Genomic DNA, 17,862 nt, shown 5'->3' with positions numbered 1-17,862 from the left:
GCAGCACCGCTTCTGGCTGGTATCAATGCGCCCCCTGCAACATCCGAACAGGATGCTTTTAGGGGGCGCAATTCAAGACAGGCAACATGCATCAATGTAAATCTGCACAGAATTTTGTCGGGTGCGCTATTGATGGCGCCCACCGCGCGCGAGTGATTTCTCCCCGATTATCCCGCGTCTGATTTGGCCATCTTTTGTTCATTCTTCTGCCGCAGATGTTTAGCGCGACTCTCCAGCATCAGATACAACACCAGCGCCAGCAGCAGCGGCAAAATAAAGTACAGCACGCGATAGGCCAGCAGGGCGGCAATGATGGTGCCGTGCGAAACATGCTCGCCAGCCAGCAGCGCCAGAAATACCGCTTCCAGCACCCCGATGCCCGCAGGAATATGAATGATCACCCCTGCAATACTGCTGATCAGCAGCACCCCCAGTACTTGCGGATAATCCACCTGACGCGCCAGCAGCAGCCAGATAATGGTGCCCATCACCAGCCAGTTTGCACTTGAAACGGCAAACTGAATCAGCGCCATGCGCAACGACGGCAGCTGTAGATGTTGCCCCTTTATCGTCCAGCGACGTTTTTTCGCAAAGGCACAGGCCCACAAATAAATCGCCACCAGCACTAACAGCACGGCACCTATAATGCGCAAGGTGTTTTCGCCAATAAACCAGCGCGGCGGAATCGGCACCATGCCGGCGACAAACACCACGCCCGCCAGCAGGAGATAGCCCAGCCAGTTGGTGGCGATGCTCATGGAAAAGATGCGTGTAATGGTGCCACCGGGCAGGCCGAGGCGGGAATAGAGGCGATAGCGCATCGCCACGCCGCCGACCCAGGTGCTGAGCGTCAGGTTAAAGGCGTAGCAGATAAACGACACCAGCATCACCTGACGCTTCGCCAGTTTGTGTCCACAGTAGGCGCGACCGATTAAGTCATACACGCCATAGGTGAGATAGCTGACCACCACCAGCGCCGCTGCGCCCAGCACCACATAGCGGTTGTAGCCGACGATCACCTGATACACGTCCTGCCAGTTCACTTTGCGCGCGTAGATCACCAGCAGTACGATCACCGCAATAAAGAACAGCCAGGTGAGGATTTTCTTTGTCCATTGCCAGCGAGAATGTTTTTTGCTCATCAGTGTTTCGCTCCTTCGTTGCCGGTTTCGACCCGATCCTGGGTTTCCATTTCCGGTTGCACGGGGGGATCAACCTGCGCCAGTAAAGGCGTATGCGCGGGCAACCAACCGGCAATGGCCGGGAAGTGACGCAGGAAATGGAACACAATCACGCTTTTAGTGAGATGCCACCAGGTGCGCGGCGGCAATTTGTCATCCTGCACACGCACACAATCGTGCTGAAGCAAGGCTTCCAGATTGTCACGCAGCGTCTGATTGAAAGTGCGATCGTGCACGATGAGATTGGCTTCCAGATTGAGCGATAAGCTCAACGGATCAAGATTGCTGGAGCCCACGGTGGCCCAGTGCTGATCCTGCACCGCAATTTTGCCGTGCAGTGGACGGCGGCAATATTCATAAACCTCAACCCCGGCATCCACCAGATAGTTATAGAGCATCTCGGCGCCCACTTTAACAATCGGCATATCCGGTTCACCCTGCACGATCAGCCGTACACGCACGCCACGCTGTGCGGCACTGCGCATTTCACGTAACAGGCGATAGCCAGGGAAGAAATAGGCATTAGCGATGATGACGTCCTGTTTGGCCTTGCGCAGCATATCGAGATAGTGCTGCTCAATGTCGTCGCGATGGTCGTCATTGTCGCGGTAAACAAATAACACCTGCGCCTCACCGGGCATCGCATTAACCGCCAGCCGCTGTGAACGTCCTCCCCACCAGCGTCGCGTGGTCTGCTTGCTACCGATGGCCTGCTGTACATAGCGAGCAATATCCAGCACCACCGGCCCCGTCACCTCGACCGCATAATCCTGCTTCGCCTCCGGGCCGTAATCGGTATTGTGCTCTGCAGAGAAGTTGATGCCGCCCACAAAGGCGAGGGCATCATCGACCACCACGATTTTACGATGCAGACGACGGAACACGTTGGTGCGCATGCCCAGCACCAGCGGGCGCGGATCGTAATAGAGAAAACGCACCCCGGCTTCCGTAAGCGTGTTCACAAAGGCGTCGGAGAGATCGTGTGAACCATAGCCATCCACCATCACTTCGACTTTCACGCCACGCTGCGCTGCTGCAAGCAGATCGCTATGCAGCGCGTTGCCGACGTCGTCTTCAAACAGAATAAACGTCTCCAGCAGCAGCGAACGCTCGGCACGCTGAATGGCTGCTGAAACGCAGGGGAAGAACTGCTCGCCGTTCTCCAGCAACCGCAACTGATTGCCCTCACGCCAGCTGAAATTCATAGGAAGATCTCCACGGCAAGGGGGGCGTGATCGGAAAGGTGTGACCAGGGTTTGACCGGCAGCGCCCAGGGCTGGCTCACGGTGGCGTTGCGGATATAAATACGATCCAGTCGCAGTAGCGGAAAACGTGCCGGGAAGGTACGTGCCGGGCGGCCGTTTTTCATGCTAAACACTTCCTGCAATCCCGCGCTGCGCTTCAGGAAGCGATTGGCGTGCACTTGCCAGTCGTTGAAATCTCCGGCCACCACCAGCGGCGCATCATGCGGCAGGGCATTGATGCGATCGCTCATCATCTTCATCTGCGCCTGGCGATGCTGTGCTTTAAGCCCTAAATGCACACAGATGACATGCAGCGGATCGGGGCGATCCGGCAGGCGAATCTGGCAGTGCAACATGCCGCGCTTTTCGCTTCCCGCCACAGAAATATCGAGATTTTCATATTCAATAATGGGGAAACGTGACAATATCGCGTTCCCGTGATGTCCCTCGGGATAAACTGCGTTACGGCCATAGGCAAAATCATGCCACATGGTATCGGCCAGATACTCGTAATGAGAGTTTTCCGGCCAGTTCTCAATGTGCAGTGAATGGATAGCGTGGGTGCCCATCACCTCTTGCAGGAAGACAATATCCGCCGAGGTGGCGCGGACTGCGTCACGCAATTCCGGCAGGATAAAGCGACGGTTAAAGCTGGTGAACCCCTTGTGGGTATTGATCGTCAGGACTTTAAATGAAAATCCTTGCGTGTTTTGTGGCATACTTCGACGCGCTCCTTTTCATCATCAACAGCACAAAGTGTAGTCTTTGTCACAAATGGATGGTGATGGACGCAGAAAATTAGGGCGTTATCCGAAATTTGCTTTACATTGAGGAAATCCGTCTGGCCGCAGCCAGATACACTTGGGCGACCTGTTGGGTCTGCCAGGAGAAGAGAATGAAATGGTCTAATCGTGTTCAGATCGTTACCGGTCAAACCTGTTTGCATATTGCGATGCACCTGTTGGTGATCGCCGCGCTGGTTTGGGGCTGGAAGCACAAGGCGCTGGTTGAAGTGAGCAGTACCCTGGTAGCAGCTTATGCGGTGGTGTTTATCGCCATGCTGGCTCTGCAGCGTAGTGCCCGTTTACGTCGCATGGGTGACGCGCTGGAAGAAGTCACGACAACGTACTACTTCGGAGCGGCGATGCTGACGCTGTTCCTGATCTCGCGCTTCATCCACAACAACCTGTTGATCGGTTGCCTGGGCGTGGTGATGTTGGTGGGTCCGGCGCTGGTATCACTGCTGGCGAAAGAACCCGCGCATCGCGTGGAGAAAAAGCGCAGCTAAGCGAAAGCTCAGTTGCGAACCGAAAGGAGCCCCATGCGGCTCCTTTTGTTATGAGCAGCGCAATAACGGTCACAGAGAGCAACGGCGCAACTCGTGCCACGACGGGAAGACTACCAACATCATGTTACAGCGCCGTGACTATTGTCAGTCGCGGTGGCAGCGGAAACCTGCTAAACTCCCGCCCTTACGCATGGTAGTTTGTGCCCTTTTCACACGTGAGCCCACCAGGCTTGCGTCATATACCCCCTGAAAACTACATCGCTGACGGCGAACAGGGCGGTTCGGAGTAATACACCTGCATGTCATTTGACTCTCTCGGCTTAAGTGCCGATATTTTGCGTGCGGTAGCGGAACAAGGCTACCAGGAACCGACGCCGATTCAGCGTCAGGCTATTCCCGTGGTGCTGGCAGGTCGTGACCTGTTGGCAAGCGCCCAAACCGGTACCGGTAAAACCGCCGGTTTCACGCTGCCACTGTTGCAGCGTCTCACTGCGAATCCCTCTAACGCGCGCGGCCGTCGTCCGGTGCGTGCGTTGATCCTCACCCCAACCCGTGAACTGGCGGCGCAGGTGGGCGAGAACGTTCGTGAATACAGTCAGTATCTTAATATCCGCTCACTGGTGGTCTTCGGTGGCGTGAGCATCAACCCGCAGATGATGAAACTGCGCGGGGGTGTGGATGTGCTGGTGGCGACGCCAGGCCGTCTGCTGGATCTGGCGCATCAAAATGCGGTCGATCTGTCACAGGTTGAAATTCTGGTGCTGGATGAAGCGGATCGCATGCTCGATATGGGCTTCATCCACGACATTCGCCGTGTACTGGCGCGTCTGCCGGCAAAACGTCAGAACCTGCTGTTCTCTGCCACCTTCTCTGATGAGATCAAAACCCTGGCGGAAAAACTGCTGACCAACCCAGAGCAGGTTGAAGTGGCGCGTCGTAACACCGCCTCTGAGCAAGTTTCACAGCAAGTACACTTCGTTGATAAGAAGCGTAAGCGGGAACTGCTGTCGCTGATGATTGGTCGCGACAACTGGCAGCAAGTGCTGGTGTTCACCCGTACCAAACACGGCGCCAACCATCTGGCTGAACAGCTGAACAAAGATGGCATCACCGCAGCGGCAATCCACGGTAACAAAAGCCAGGGCGCGCGTACCCGCGCGTTAGCTGACTTCAAATCCGGTGGCATTCGTGTGCTGGTGGCAACGGATATCGCCGCGCGTGGTCTGGATATCGAAGAATTACCACACGTGGTGAACTACGAGCTGCCAAACGTGGCGGAAGATTACGTCCACCGTATTGGTCGTACCGGCCGTGCTGCGGCAACCGGCGCTGCGCTGTCACTGGTGTGTGTCGATGAACACAAACTGCTGCGTGATATCGAACGCCTGCTGAAGCGTGAAATTCCGCGCATTGAGCTGGAAGGTTTCGAAGTGGACCCTAGCATCAAAGCGGAACCGATCCAGAACGGTCGCCAGCAGCAGGGTCGCGGCCAGGGCCGTGGTCAGGGTGGCCAGGGACGTGGGCAGGGCGGTAACGTCTCTCGTCCGCACAGTGGCAACGGTCAGCGTCCACAGGGTGGCAATGGTGCACGTCCACAGGGCGAAGCGCGTCCTGCACGTCGTCAGGGCAGCAGTGCCGCTCAAAACGCGCCAGCCGCCAACAGCGGTCGTCGTCGTCCGGCAGCAAAAAAGAGCGGGAACATCTAACGCGATGAGGGTATTACTGGCGCCGATGGAGGGCGTGCTGGATTCGCTGGTACGCGAACTGCTCTCCGGGGTAAATGATTATGATCTGTGCGTTACTGAGTTTTTACGCGTGGTCGATCAGCTGCTGCCAGTAAAATCCTTCTACCGTTTGTGTCCCGAGCTGCACAACAGCAGCCGAACGGCTTCCGGTACGCGCGTGCGTATGCAGCTACTCGGGCAATATCCTGAGTGGCTGGCAGAAAACGCCGCGCGTGCGGTAGAACTCGGCTCCTGGGGCGTCGATCTCAACTGCGGCTGTCCATCAAAACTGGTGAACGGCAGCGGCGGCGGCGCCACCTTACTCAAGGATCCTGAGCTGATTTATCGCGGCGCGAAAGCGATGCGCGAAGCCGTGCCCGATCATCTTCCCGTCACGGTGAAAGTGCGTCTGGGATGGGATTCGGGAGAGCGCCGCTTTGAAATTGCCGACGCGGTGCAGCAGGCCGGGGCCAGCGAACTGGTGGTGCACGGCCGCACCAAAGAAGATGGCTACCGCGCTGAGAGCATCAACTGGCAGGCGATTGGTGAAATTCGCCAGCGTCTGTCGATTCCGGTGATCGCCAACGGTGAGATCTGGAGCTGGCAGGATGCGCAAGACTGTCTGCGCATCACCGGTTGCGACGCGGTGATGCTGGGGCGCGGTGCGCTCAACATCCCGAACCTCGGCCGTGTGGTGAAATACAACGAAGCGCCGATGCCGTGGCCGGATGTGGTCGAACTGCTGCTGAAGTACACGCAGTTGGAGAAGCAGGGCGATACCGGCATGTATCACGTCGCCCGCATCAAACAGTGGCTCGGTTATCTGCGTAAAGCCTATAACGAAGCCGATGGGCTGTTCAGTGAGATCCGCACTCTGCGCGTATCTGCTGAGATTGCCACGGCAATTGAACGCCACGCCCTTCAGTTAACCGCACCGGTTTAACCCTTTTTCATTTAAACGCCGTGGTGTAGTGCATCTGCTTGCTGGCTGAATAGAAGTGGGCAAGTTGCTCGCTGAATTTCCCCGGATCGTGCTGCTCAGCAATTCTCTTCAGTGATTGCGCAGAGTATTGCGTGATCACGCCCGGATTACGCAAAATATCAATGATATGCGCCTTAAGCTGCTGCACGATTTGCTGGCGTATTTGCAGTTTGCTCTCCTCAGAATCCACCACATACTCATATTCGTCATTGACCGGCTGCTGGATAAGCCATCCCGCACCGGGTGGATTGATCTCTGGCAAAGCGCGGATGTTGGTGGTGATCACTGGACAGCCACTGCCTTGCATCTCCAGCACCGAGAAGCCGTAAGTATCCTGCCAGCTGGGCAGCAATCCCACGTGAGAATGCTGCAGCAAGGTCAACACCTGATTGTTGGGCAGAGAGGTAAAATGCTGAATATGGGGCGAGTTTTTGACTAAGTGCTCAATACGTGTGTAAAACGCCTCATCATCCTGAAATTGCCGATGCGCGATATTATGCCGCTGCGTGATGTCACCGATCAGCGTGACCTGAATCTGGCTGCGGTTAAATACATCCTCTTCAGATAACTGGGAGAGGGCCAGTACCACTTCCGCGCCGCCTTTGCGATAGAACTCATTGCCGATAAAGATGAAACGTATTTCTCCGGGCGAGACGAGGCGCGGTTCAGCGCACAGCAGCGGTTGCGGCGGATGCAGGACGTGTAGCTTGTGTCTGACGGCGGCTTTGATCGCGGGAAACGCATCGAGCAGCTTGCATTGGATGTCGAGGGTCGCTTGCGAGATGGCAATCAACGCCAGGCATTCCGCTTTCGCTATTAATTGCAGCTGCGACTTTAATTCTGGATTGTCGTATTTCGCTACACCAGGCACCGGTAGCACGCGTGGGATCTCGGTTTCAAAAGTGGCGATCCAGTTCCTTTTGGTGTCGGCCACTTCATTGAAAAGGTGAATGACATCCGCATCCTGTGGCAGTAAGCCGGGAATCGGGAGAAAAATAAATTGTTTATTTTTATGTAAGATTTTTGCTTTGACGGCATTTAAATAGAAATAGATATTCTTTTTTCGGCAATTAATATATTTGTTATGAGGGTTAGTGATAATATTTCTTTTTTCAGGATATCCGCTTCCACTGGTGATAATCTTCATGGTTTCTCCTGGTCGTTAAGAAACAGAATTAACAAAGGTTTGAAATTTGCTTGAGTCGGTGCGCTGGGCCAGCATTGCCATTACATTAGTTACGCACCAAAAGTAATGATTAATGTTTGATTTAACCATCTGTAAGCTAAAGCAAGCAAGGGCGGATCTATGTCTTAATGTGAATGATTGGAGGAGTTCTTCTCAGCATACGCGCGACCTGAACAGATTAATAAAGGGTTTTGTTACTATTTTTAGAGGATTTTATGGATTAATTTTTTTACTAAAAGGTTTCTTTTCGGAATTTTCAGGCCAATATATAAATGAAGATTAATTAAGAGCTGTTATTAATGTAAAACGAAATAACCGAGGCGACGTTTGATTGTTGACATGACCAGCATTATTCAGAATTAAGCTATGACACCGTTCCACGTAAAGTCAGGTTCAAGCTCAACACTGTTTGCGCTATAGTAGCGTTTCACATTCATTTGTAATGCCATCACTTATGTCTGACGCCGCTGTACTGAGTCATGCTCAGTTAAATAAACGCATCATTTCCGTTATTATCTTCACCTTCTTCTGCTATCTCTCAGTAGGGCTGCCGCTCGCGGTGCTGCCGGGATTTGTGCATAACCAGCTGGGTTTCAGCTCGTTCATCGCCGGGCTGATCATCAGCCTGCAGTACTTCGCCACGCTGCTCAGTCGTCCGCATTCGGGCCGCCTGGCCGATCGCTATGGCCCGAAACGCGTGGTGATGATGGGATTGGTGTGCTGCGGCATGAGCGGCGTGCTCTCTCTTCTCGCCGCGTTGTTTACCGCAACACCCATGCTGAGTCTGGCGCTTTTAGCGCTGGGTAGGCTGTTATTGGGCGTGGGAGAAAGCTTTAGCAGCACGGGTTCGACACTGTGGGGGATGAACCTTGTCGGACCGCTGCAGACGGCGCGTGTGATCTCCTGGAATGGCGTTGCCACCTACTTTGCGATGGCGATAGGCGCACCGCTCGGAGTGCTGCTCAATCAAATGTTCGGCATCAGCGGGTTTGCCGGACTCGTGGCGTTGATGGGCGTGATTGGTTTCTGCATGGCGAGTCGTAAGGCGGCGGTCAGCGTCACAGCGGGCGTGCGTATTCCTTTTCATCGCGTGGTCAGCCGCGTCTGGCTGTTCGGGCTGGCACTGGGCTTCGGCACCATCGGCTTCGGCGTCATCTCGACGTTTATCACGCTCTATTTTGCCAGCCGCGACTGGAGCGGCGCCGCCTTTGCCCTGACCTTGTTCAGCCTGGGCTTTGTGCTGGTGCGTCTCGCCGGTGGCCGCTATATCACCCGTTTCGGCGGGTTGAAAGTGTCGCTGGTGTCGTTTGTGCTGGAGTGTGCCGGTCTGCTGTTAATCTGGCAGGCCGACAGCAGCTGGCTGGTGGATATCGGCGCGTTCCTGACCGGCGGTGGTTTCTCGCTGGTGTTCCCGGCGCTGGGTGTGGAAGCCGTTAAACGCGTGCAGCAACAGGATCAGGGATCGGCGTTAGGGACGTATTCGGCGTTTCTCGATTTAGGGCTGGGATTGACGGGGCCGGTGGCGGGGTTACTGATTGGTCATTGGGGGATGCAGTCGGTGTATCTGGCGGCGGCCCTGATGGTGCTAGGCGCATTTGCCATTACATTGCGTCTGCAACAGCAGCACGGCCGCCAGGCAGCCGTGCAAACTGTTCATTAATATTTCTCTGGTACCACCATGTTTTCTGGCACTGGCGCGCGGCGATAATCTTCATGACGTTCGCGCGTCGGTAACATAATGGTTTTGCTCTCACTCTCTTCGTAGGGCACCTGTTGCAACAGATGGCTGATGCAGTTCAGGCGCGCACGTTTCTTATCCACACCTTGCACTACCCACCATGGCGCTTCAGGAATATGGGTGCGCTCCAGCATCTCTTCTTTCGCTTCGGTGTAATCTTCCCAGCGACGACGACTTTCGAGGTCCATCGGGCTCAATTTCCACTGTTTCAGCGGATCGTGGATGCGGCTCAGGAAGCGCAGCTCCTGCTCTTCATCGGTAATCGAGAACCAGTATTTGATGATCTGAATGCCGCTGCGGGTCAGCATTTTTTCGAATTCCGGCACGCTGCGGTAAAACTCTTCCACTTCGGCTTCGTTACAGAAGCCCATCACGCGCTCAACGCCTGCGCGGTTGTACCAGCTGCGGTCAAACATCACAATTTCACCGGCTGCAGGCAAGTGAGCGATGTAGCGCTGGAAATACCACTGTGTTTTCTCACGATCGTTCGGTGCGGGCAGGGCGGCGACGCGACAGGTGCGCGGGTTTAAACGCTGGGTGATACGCTTGATCACCCCGCCTTTCCCGGCGGCATCACGGCCTTCAAACAAAATCACCACGCGATGTCCGGTACGCATCACCCAATCCTGCAACTTCACCAGCTCGCCCTGCAGATGCAGCAGCTCACGGAAGTAGCGGCGGCGAAAGGCCTTATCGCCTTCCTGCTGTGGCTCACCATTATCATTGAAGCGTAGATCGTCCAGCTCCATTTCCAGCTCTTCGTCGTAGCTGTCGTAAAACTCCTGCAGCAGACGCGCATTAAAGGTCTCGCTGTGGAAGCTATTGTCGTGTGTCGCCATGACTTTTCCCCGTTACAGATGAATAAACAGAGCGTAAAGCAGCCCTGAAAGTAAGACTGAGACCGGCAGCGTCAGTACCCACGCCAGCGCGAGGTTACGAATCGTTGAGAGCTGCAGACCAGATTTGTTGGCGGCCATTGAACCCGCTACGCCTGATGACAGCACGTGGGTAGTGGAGACCGGCAAGCCGAAGACATCCGCTGCGCCGATGGTCGCCATCGCCACCAGTTCCGCACTGGCACCTTGTGCGTAGGTCAGATGAGTTTTACCGATGCGCTCACCGACGGTGACCACAATGCGGCGCCAGCCCACCATGGTGCCGAGGCCAAGGGCAATTGCCACCACCACTTTCACCCACATCGGGATAAAGCGCGTGGCGGCATCCAGCTCCTTCTTCACCGCAGTAAGATTGCTGGCAATCTCTTCCGGCAGCGCGACTTTGGCCGATTGCAGATGTTTGATGGTCTCGGAGGCGAGGTACATATCGTTACGGGTGTTGGTCACCGCCTGTGCCGGGATATTTTCCACCGCACCATAACGACGGATCTGGTCGCCGATATCGCCCAGCATCATGCCAAGGGCAGGCAATACCTGTGGACGGTTCTGGCTGGTACGCACAAATTCGGTCAGTACTTCACGCGGTGCGGGCATTGCAGCTGGTGCCGGTTGCAGCGTCAGCAACTGCTGTTCGGTGACCTGAGTTAACGCGGCCACGCGCGGGATTTGATCCGGCGGCAGCGAACGGTTCAGGGCGTAGGCAATCGGCATGGTGCCGACCAGAATCAGCATGATGAGGCCCATGCCTTTCTGACCGTCGTTTGAGCCGTGAGCGAAAGAGACGCCGGTACAGGTCAGAATCAGCAGGCCGCGAATCCACGCCGGTGGGGGCTGATTGCCTTTTGGTGCTTCATACAGCTGACGGTTGCGGATAAAGGCTTTCATCGCCAGCAACAGCAGCGCCGCACAGATAAAGCCGACAATCGGCGACAGCAGCAGGGCGTAACCCACTTTGATCGCCTGATCCCAATCCACACCGCTGGTGCCGCTACGACCGTGCAGCAGGGCATTCGCCACACCCACGCCGATGATCGAACCGATCAGCGTATGCGAAGAGGACGCAGGCAGGCCGAAATACCAGGTGCCGAGGTTCCAGATGATCGCCGAGAACAACAGCGCATACACCATGGCAAAGCCGTTGCCGCTGCCTGCCTGCAGAATCAGCTCCACCGGCAGCAGCGAGATAATGCCAAACGCCACCACGCCGCTGGAGAGCAATACGCCGAGGAAGTTGCAGAAGCCCGACCACACCACGGCCACACCCGGAGACAGCGAATGGGTATAAATCACAGTGGCGACAGCATTAGCGGTATCGTGGAAGCCGTTAACAAACTCAAAGCCGAGCGCAATCACTAAAGCCACGCCCAGCAGCAGGAACGGCGTATAGCTGGTGACCGGCGCGCCGGTCTCTTCCACGTCGTTGAACAGATTGATGGCGGTGAACAGCAGGCCGCCGCACAGCAGGATCAGAAAGATGATGCGTGAGATTTTTCCGTTGCCCTGGTTAAGATTCGGGCGTCCGTTGTGGGACGATGATGTTGATGTAGATGCAGGTAAACTGTTTTCAGCCATAACACACCCCGGTGTGGATTGACGGTGCTCGAATGGCACCCGTTACCCGCAGTGTGATACGTGGTTTGTATGACAGAATGATGATCGCGATCACGCTCTGTCATCTTGCTGTAACACGGCTGTCGCAGTATGTGGATCTGACCGCTTCGGGATCATCACGCTGCCATGCTCCAGCCTGTCTTGCCGTTTGCCTCGTTACCGGACTTCAATAATGAAGTGGCCGGTCTTATTCATGGCTATCTGTTCACGCCGGAAGCGGCGCCACAGCGGCTCAATGCCCGTGAAGCTGCACAGCTTGCACAGCAAGATTTGCCGGAATCCTATTTTCTTTGGCTACACATCAACCTGAATCATGCGCGTGCCGAACGCTGGGTTCAGGACCACTTTAGTGTAGATGATGATTTTTTCGACGAGATCCATTCTGCTTCACCGCGCACACGTTTGGCCCATCAAAACGATGCGCTGCTGGCGGTGCTCAATGATGTGACGTTCAGCAAAGAAGAGCGCAGCACACAGAACGCGACGTTGTGGATTTGGTGCTGTGCGCACACCATTGTCACCGCGCGTTATCGCCCGGTGGGAATGATTGAACGCATGCATCAGCAAATTGATCGTCTCCCGTTCGCCGAGCCGGATGCGATGCTGTTGTGGTTGCTGGGTGAGCAGGAAGCGCAATTAGAGCAAGTGGTGCGTCGCTCCAGTCAGGCGGTGGATGCCATTGAAGAGCGTTTGCTCAGTGCAGCGATTAAAACCAACCGCAGTGAGTTGGGCCATTTGCGCCGTATGCTACTGCGTGTGCAGCGTTTGCTGGCACCGAACCCGCCGCGCTATTTCGTTTGTTAAATCGGCCACCAAAGTGGCTTAAGCGCGAACCGCTCAGTGAATTGCGCATCTTTACGGAAGAGTTCAGCGTGGCATTGAATGACCTGGCGGGACTGATGGAACGCATTCGCTTGTTGCAGGAAGAGATTGCCGCGAGTTTGATGGAGCAGAGTAACCGCACGCTGTTTTTACTGACGGTGATCACCGTGCTGGCGCTGCCGATTAACATCATTGCCGGCTTTTTCGGTATGAACGTGGGCGGGATTCCGCTGGCAAATAATCCGCACGGTTTCTTACTGTTGGTGATTGTGGTGCTGGTGTTTACCCTGGTGGCGGGCTGGCTGGCGCTGAGACGGCGGCGGGAATGATGCCCAGGCATCCAGGCGCGCATCAAGGGACTACCGGGCACACAGGTAACAGATCAGAACGACCACATAAGTCACAATCTTGTGGCCAGTCGAGTCGGGTAATACGTTTTTGCGCCCATAAAAAAACCAGCCGCAATGGACTGGTTTTTTACTGCATGGCGAGTCAGCGATTACAGGCTGTTGCCGGTCGCTGGAGCAGGCTGAGCAGCCGGAGCCACATCACTCTGCGGTGCAACGCCGCTGGCACCTTGCGGAGTCATCGGCTCTTCTTTCGGCGTGGCGTCAGAAGATTCCTGTACCGGCACCGGCGCAGGCATCACTTCACCCTGCGGGCCATTGATCTTAACTGGCATACCGTTACGCGCCTGGATAGCGTTGTTCACTGCATCCTGGTTAGTGCTGCCATCGGCAATCACTTTGGTCACAGCAGCGGTCAGCGTAATCGGCACCACTTCACGTGAGTTGAACTGCTCTTCGGTAGTAGAGAGTGGGTTGTGCACTTCTACATAGCGAGAACCATCTGGCTCAACGGTGGCTTTCACCGGCTGATCGATAAACTGTACGCGAGTACCAACCGGCACGTTGTCGAACAGCCATTTGATGTCGTCAGCACGCAGACGCACACAGCCGTGGCTCACGCGTAAACCGATACCGAAGTTGGCGTTAGTACCGTGAACTGCGTACAGGCGGCCGATATACAGCGCATACAGGCCCATCGGGTTATCCGGACCTGCCGGGAATACCGCTGGAATGCTTTCGCCACGTGATGCGTATTCTGCGTGCATCGCTTTGGTCGGCGTCCAGGTTGGACCGGCTTTTTTACGCTGAACCGTCGTAGTCCAGTTCACTGGCGTGTCTTTGCCCAGTTCGCCGATACCGATTGGCAGCACAACCACGGTCTTGGTGCCTTTCGGGTAGTAGTAAAGACGCATTTCCGCGCTGTTGATCACGATGCCTTCACGCGGGGCGTCAGGCAGAATCAGCTGCTGAGGGATCACCATTTTGGTGCCCGCTTTTGGCAGATAAACATCAACGCCCGGATTGGCTTCCAGCATGTTGCTGAGGCCCATCTGGTACTGAGCAGCGAAGGCTTCCAGCGGAAGTCGGCTGTCATCAGGCACGGTGATTTCAAGGTTTTCGCCGATCAAACGGCTGTTAGCCGCTGGCAGCGGATACACTACTGCGAATGCCGACTGGCTGAACGCCGCCAGTACTAAAGCAAGTGAAGCGAACGCGCGAATGCTCTTTTTCATGTTTTTCAAGTCGTTATAGCCGTGTTTCAGGCTTGTCAGTGTGTCGAATCCATCTTGGTCTCAATGACCCGGTGCGCATTATATGTGCATAGGCGCAGTGATGGGAATCAGGATTTTCAATGGCTGATGATACTTTACTTAATTAGTGGGCATTTCCCGACCCATCTCGTTGCCGTACCGCCCAAAATGTGAATTTTCTTAAGGCTGCCACAGCGTCACTTCATTACTCAATTTACGATTGAGGAAAAAAGCGGCACTGATTAACGCCAAATGCGACAGCGCCTGCGGCATATTCCCCAGCGCTTCGCCATGCGTAGTAAATTCCTCGGCGTACAATCCCAGGGGATTGGCATAGCTCAGCAGCTTTTCAAACTCAAAATGCGCCTCATGCACGCGCCCGGCCCGCGCCAGACACTCCACATACCAGAAGGAACAGGCGGCAAAGGAACCTTCACCCCCGGTTAAGGCATCGGCAGGCGTTTCGCTAATGTTATAGCGGCGCACTAAACCGTCGCTCACCAGGTGGGTTTTAATCGCGTCAAGGGTGGCGATCCAGTCAGGATCGGTGGAGCTGACAAAGCGCACCAGCGGCATCAACAGCATGGATGCGTCCAGGAACTTGCCGCCGCGTGTGGCGGTGAAATGGCCCAGTTCCGGGTTCCAGAAGTTTTGCCAGATGTCGTCGCGAATTTCACTGCGCACACGATCCCAGCGCTCATACGGCATTGGCAACGAACGCTTCAGACCGAGACGCAGGGCGCGATCCAACGCCACCCAGCACATCAGGCGCGAATGCAGAAAGTGCTCCGGCTCACCGCGCATCTCCCAAATACCGGCATCGGGCTGGTTCCAGTTGCCGCAGACATAATCAATCATGTCGGACACATGCCGCCAGCCACGTTGTGAAATGGCTTCACCGTATTTATTGGCAAGGTAAATGGCATCCATCAGTTCGCCGTAAATATCCAGCTGGGTCTGCCGCCACGCATCATTGCCGATGCGTACCGGGCGCGAGTTGGCATAGCCGGAAAGATTGAGCAACTCGGTTTCATGCAGTTCGGTGCCGCTGTCCAGGCGATACATCACCTGCAGGTGCGGCGTGTCGTCATGGCTGTGCTCGACGCAACGCCCCACCCAATGGGTAAAGTCTCGCGCTTCTTCCACATAACCCAGCCGCATCAGCGCATACATGCTGAAGGAGGCATCCCGAATCCACGAGGCGCGATAATCCCAGTTGCGCTCGCCGCCTAACTCTTCCGGCAAACCAAAGGTCGCTGCAGCCGCAATCGAACCGTGCTGTTTCGAGGTAAGTAGTTTGAGTGCCAGTGCGGATCGCGTCACCATTTCCTGCCAGCGTCCGCGATACGTACTGTGGCTGCTCCAGCGCCGCCAGTAGGCCAGTGTGTCACTGAAGCACTGTTCAGTGGCAATCTCCGCCACGAAGGGATCGTCATCGCTGCCAAATACAAACTCAGCAGATTCCCCGGCTTTGAGGGTAAATTCGGCAACTGCACTGTGGTTTTCACGGGTCATCACCACCGTAGCACTCAGCCGTAACGCGGGCTGGCCTTCAGCAAGAAAGGCCACGCCACCGGGGCGCAGTTCGGTATGGGTTTCAGCACGGGCATAATCATGGCGCGGGGCGCACAGCAAATTGAAGGTGGCCGAGCCGCGCACCATTTTGACCCGACGTACCAGTCGCGGCACTTTATTGGGCTGGTCGCAGATCGGCATGTAATCGGTGATCTCCGCCACGCCCGCATCGCCTAACCAGCGCGTCTGTAAAATATTGGTGTCCGGCAGATAGAGCTGCTGCTGGCGCGCATTTTTCCAGTCGGGTGCCAGTGAGAACAGACCGGCATCATCGCCATCCAGCAACGCAGCAAACACGGATGGGCTGTCTAACTCGGGCCAGCAGAGATAATCAATGGTGCCCTCATTGGCGATCAATGCACAGGTCCGTAAATCCCCAATCACGCCGTGATCATCAATTCTGCGTTTAATTTTGCTCATCCTGCCTCCTTGACTGCATCTGATTGTTAACTATAGACGAAAGGGTTTTTTCGGCTGATCCGAGGCACAGATCGATAACTTCTATACTGTGAGGACACCCATCACGCAGGAGAATGTTATGGCACTGGGCAAACAGAAAGTGGCCGTGGTTACCGCATCCGATTCCGGCATTGGCCGCAGCTGTGCCGTCATGCTGGCCGAAGCGGGCTACACGTTAGGGATCACCTGGCGCTCAGATGAAGCGGGGGCGCAGGAAACAGCGCGACTGGTCGAAAGCAAAGGGCAAACCGCACAGGTGCGGCAGCTGGATCTTTCCGACCCGCAAGAAGGGGGCAAGCAACTGGCGCAGCTCATCAATTCACTGGGTCGCATTGACGTATTGGTCAACAATGCGGGCGTGATGATGAAAGCCGATTTTCTCGACGTCACCTTTGAAGATTGGCGTAAAACGTTCAGCGTCGATGTGGATGGTTCATTTATCTGCGGACAGATCGCCGCCCGCCATATGGTCGATCAGGGCGATGGCGGGCGCATCATTAACATCACTTCAGTGCATGAACACACTCCGTTGCCGGATGCCACCGCTTACACCGCGGCGAAACATGCGCTCGGCGGTCTGACCAAATCGATGGCGTTGAGTTTGTTGCCGCATCACATTCTGGTGAATGCGGTTGCACCGGGCGCGATTGCCACTGCAATGAACCATCTGACTGACGATCAGGCGCACAGCACACGTATGCCGGAAATTCCGATTGGACGGCCCGGCGATACGCGTGAAGTGGCAAGTTTAGTCGCGTGGTTGTGTTCGGAATGGGCGACCTATACCACCGGACAATCGTTTATTGTTGACGGTGGCTTTATGCTGGCCAACCCGCAGTTTAAAGGTTATCACCACTAATCCGCCCGGCGGCGGTTCCAGCGGCGAATCACGTAACGCAGCGCGATGCCGAACACAATCGCCGCCACCAGCCACAGCAAATGTTTAAGATGCTGGTCGAGTTTATGCAGCCACGGAGTAATGATCTCCCCGGCGAAGTAACCCAGGGTGACAAAGATCAGCGACCAGAGCGCGGCGCCTATCACGTTGAGCACAAAGAAGCGCAGCGGTTTTAACCGGCTGGTACCGATTATGATCGGGCCAATAATGCGGAAGCCATACATAAAGCGCACGCCAATCACAAACAGACTCGGGCGCTTCTGAATCAGGCGATTGGCTTTACGAATGGTATCTTCATGTTTACGGAAACGGCGCAGAATGCGCGTACCGTAGCGACGGCCCAGCCAGAACAGCAGCTGATCGCCGATAATTCCTCCCACCATCGCGGCCAGCACCACGCCGGTGAAGTGCAGCAGGCCTTCATGCGCCGCCACGCCGCCCAGCAGGGTAAAAGTTTCCCCTTCCGCGATACAGCCAATCAGCAACGCCAGATAGCCGTACTGCGTAATTAATCCATTGATATCGAGATGCAAATTTTCCTCCCTGTCGCGAGTGATTCAGGTAACAGTTTATACGCAAGCGGCTTTTTTTGTGCCGCTGTCCGCAAAAACAGCCGCGCCGATTATACTTGAAGGGAAGCTGCCTGAGTGAGACAGCC

14 protein-coding genes and 1 pseudogene are annotated in these 17,862 nt (G+C 55.5%); 6 read left to right on the top strand and 9 right to left on the bottom strand.

Going from position 1 to position 17,862, the window contains the following annotated elements:
- Nucleotides 1-167: 167 nt before the first annotated feature.
- Genes FD737_RS01910 through FD737_RS01900 form a run of 3 tightly spaced genes read right to left on the bottom strand, consistent with a single transcriptional unit; the run spans nt 168 to nt 3,144 of the window.
- Nucleotides 168-1,142 carry a lysylphosphatidylglycerol synthase domain-containing protein gene (locus FD737_RS01910; RefSeq protein ID WP_058961604.1) on the bottom strand — a complete coding sequence of 325 codons (975 nt, stop codon included), beginning with the start codon at nt 1,140-1,142 and terminating at the stop codon, nt 168-170.
- Complete coding sequence (gene clsB, locus FD737_RS01905) at nt 1,142-2,386, bottom strand: cardiolipin synthase ClsB (RefSeq protein ID WP_160832569.1); 1,245 nt, start codon at nt 2,384-2,386, stop codon at nt 1,142-1,144. The genes FD737_RS01910 and clsB overlap by 1 nt, the downstream gene beginning before the upstream one ends.
- Nucleotides 2,383-3,144: an endonuclease/exonuclease/phosphatase family protein gene (locus FD737_RS01900; RefSeq protein WP_058961602.1), complete on the bottom strand. Its 762-nt coding sequence runs from the start codon at nt 3,142-3,144 to the stop codon at nt 2,383-2,385. Before FD737_RS01900 ends, clsB begins: the two co-directional genes overlap by 4 nt.
- Nucleotides 3,145-3,320: 176 nt before the next feature.
- Here FD737_RS01900 and FD737_RS01895 point away from each other — a divergent pair, with 176 nt between their 5' ends.
- From FD737_RS01895 to dusC, 3 genes are all read left to right on the top strand, one after another.
- On the top strand, nt 3,321-3,713 hold the full coding sequence (locus FD737_RS01895; protein WP_034821088.1) for a YbhQ family protein: 393 nt from the start codon (nt 3,321-3,323) through the stop codon (nt 3,711-3,713).
- Between the two features lie 299 nt (nt 3,714-4,012).
- Nucleotides 4,013-5,419: an ATP-dependent RNA helicase RhlE gene (gene rhlE, locus FD737_RS01890; protein ID WP_097117376.1), complete on the top strand. Its 1,407-nt coding sequence runs from the start codon at nt 4,013-4,015 to the stop codon at nt 5,417-5,419.
- A 4-nt stretch (nt 5,420-5,423) separates the two neighbouring features.
- A complete protein-coding gene (gene dusC / locus FD737_RS01885) occupies nt 5,424-6,380 on the top strand; it encodes a tRNA dihydrouridine(16) synthase DusC (RefSeq protein WP_058961601.1) in 957 nt (318 codons plus the stop codon).
- Nucleotides 6,381-6,387: 7 nt separating this feature from the next.
- Here dusC and FD737_RS01880 read toward each other — a convergent pair whose 3' ends face one another.
- A complete protein-coding gene (locus FD737_RS01880; protein WP_160832568.1) occupies nt 6,388-7,566 on the bottom strand; it encodes a glycosyltransferase family 4 protein in 1,179 nt (392 codons plus the stop codon).
- A 493-nt stretch (nt 7,567-8,059) separates the two neighbouring features.
- On the opposite strand from FD737_RS01880, the gene FD737_RS01875 reads away from it, so the two are divergent.
- On the top strand, nt 8,060-9,265 hold the full coding sequence (locus tag FD737_RS01875) for an MFS transporter (protein WP_160832567.1): 1,206 nt from the start codon (nt 8,060-8,062) through the stop codon (nt 9,263-9,265).
- Here the strand turns inward: FD737_RS01875 and ppk2 are convergent.
- Together ppk2 and FD737_RS01865 are read right to left on the bottom strand one after the other, a co-directional pair.
- Nucleotides 9,262-10,182, bottom strand: coding sequence for a polyphosphate kinase 2 (gene ppk2 / locus FD737_RS01870; protein ID WP_045833553.1), 921 nt, complete (start codon nt 10,180-10,182; stop codon nt 9,262-9,264). The two genes, FD737_RS01875 and ppk2, sit on opposite strands and share 4 nt — an antisense overlap.
- A gap of 12 nt (nt 10,183-10,194) precedes the next feature.
- The gene (locus FD737_RS01865) at nt 10,195-11,811 is read right to left on the bottom strand and encodes an inorganic phosphate transporter (protein ID WP_097117367.1); all 1,617 of its coding nucleotides are present in this window, start codon (nt 11,809-11,811) and stop codon (nt 10,195-10,197) included.
- Between the two features lie 165 nt (nt 11,812-11,976).
- Between FD737_RS01865 and FD737_RS01860 the strand changes: the two are divergent.
- Nucleotides 11,977-13,001: pseudogene (locus FD737_RS01860) on the top strand (transporter).
- Between the two features lie 170 nt (nt 13,002-13,171).
- Here FD737_RS01860 and FD737_RS01855 read toward each other — a convergent pair.
- Together FD737_RS01855 and FD737_RS01850 are read right to left on the bottom strand one after the other, a co-directional pair.
- Nucleotides 13,172-14,254 carry a L,D-transpeptidase family protein gene (locus tag FD737_RS01855; RefSeq protein ID WP_058961597.1) on the bottom strand — a complete coding sequence of 361 codons (1,083 nt, stop codon included), beginning with the start codon at nt 14,252-14,254 and terminating at the stop codon, nt 13,172-13,174.
- Between the two features lie 198 nt (nt 14,255-14,452).
- A complete protein-coding gene (locus FD737_RS01850; RefSeq protein ID WP_058961596.1) occupies nt 14,453-16,267 on the bottom strand; it encodes a glycoside hydrolase family 15 protein in 1,815 nt (604 codons plus the stop codon).
- Nucleotides 16,268-16,385: 118 nt separating this feature from the next.
- On the opposite strand from FD737_RS01850, the gene FD737_RS01845 reads away from it, so the two are divergent.
- Nucleotides 16,386-17,165, top strand: coding sequence for an SDR family oxidoreductase (locus tag FD737_RS01845; RefSeq protein ID WP_097117360.1), 780 nt, complete (start codon nt 16,386-16,388; stop codon nt 17,163-17,165).
- Here FD737_RS01845 and FD737_RS01840 read toward each other — a convergent pair.
- Complete coding sequence (locus tag FD737_RS01840; protein ID WP_034821056.1) at nt 17,162-17,737, bottom strand: DedA family protein; 576 nt, start codon at nt 17,735-17,737, stop codon at nt 17,162-17,164. The genes FD737_RS01845 and FD737_RS01840 overlap by 4 nt on opposite strands.
- Nucleotides 17,738-17,862: the final 125 nt, after the last annotated feature.

The organism is Pantoea sp. Seng (assembly GCF_009829935.1).
Classification (GTDB): Bacteria; Pseudomonadota; Gammaproteobacteria; order Enterobacterales; family Enterobacteriaceae; genus Pantoea; species Pantoea communis.
The sequence above is the reverse complement of the archived record's forward strand: the minus strand, read 5'-3'. Positions and strand labels throughout refer to the sequence as shown.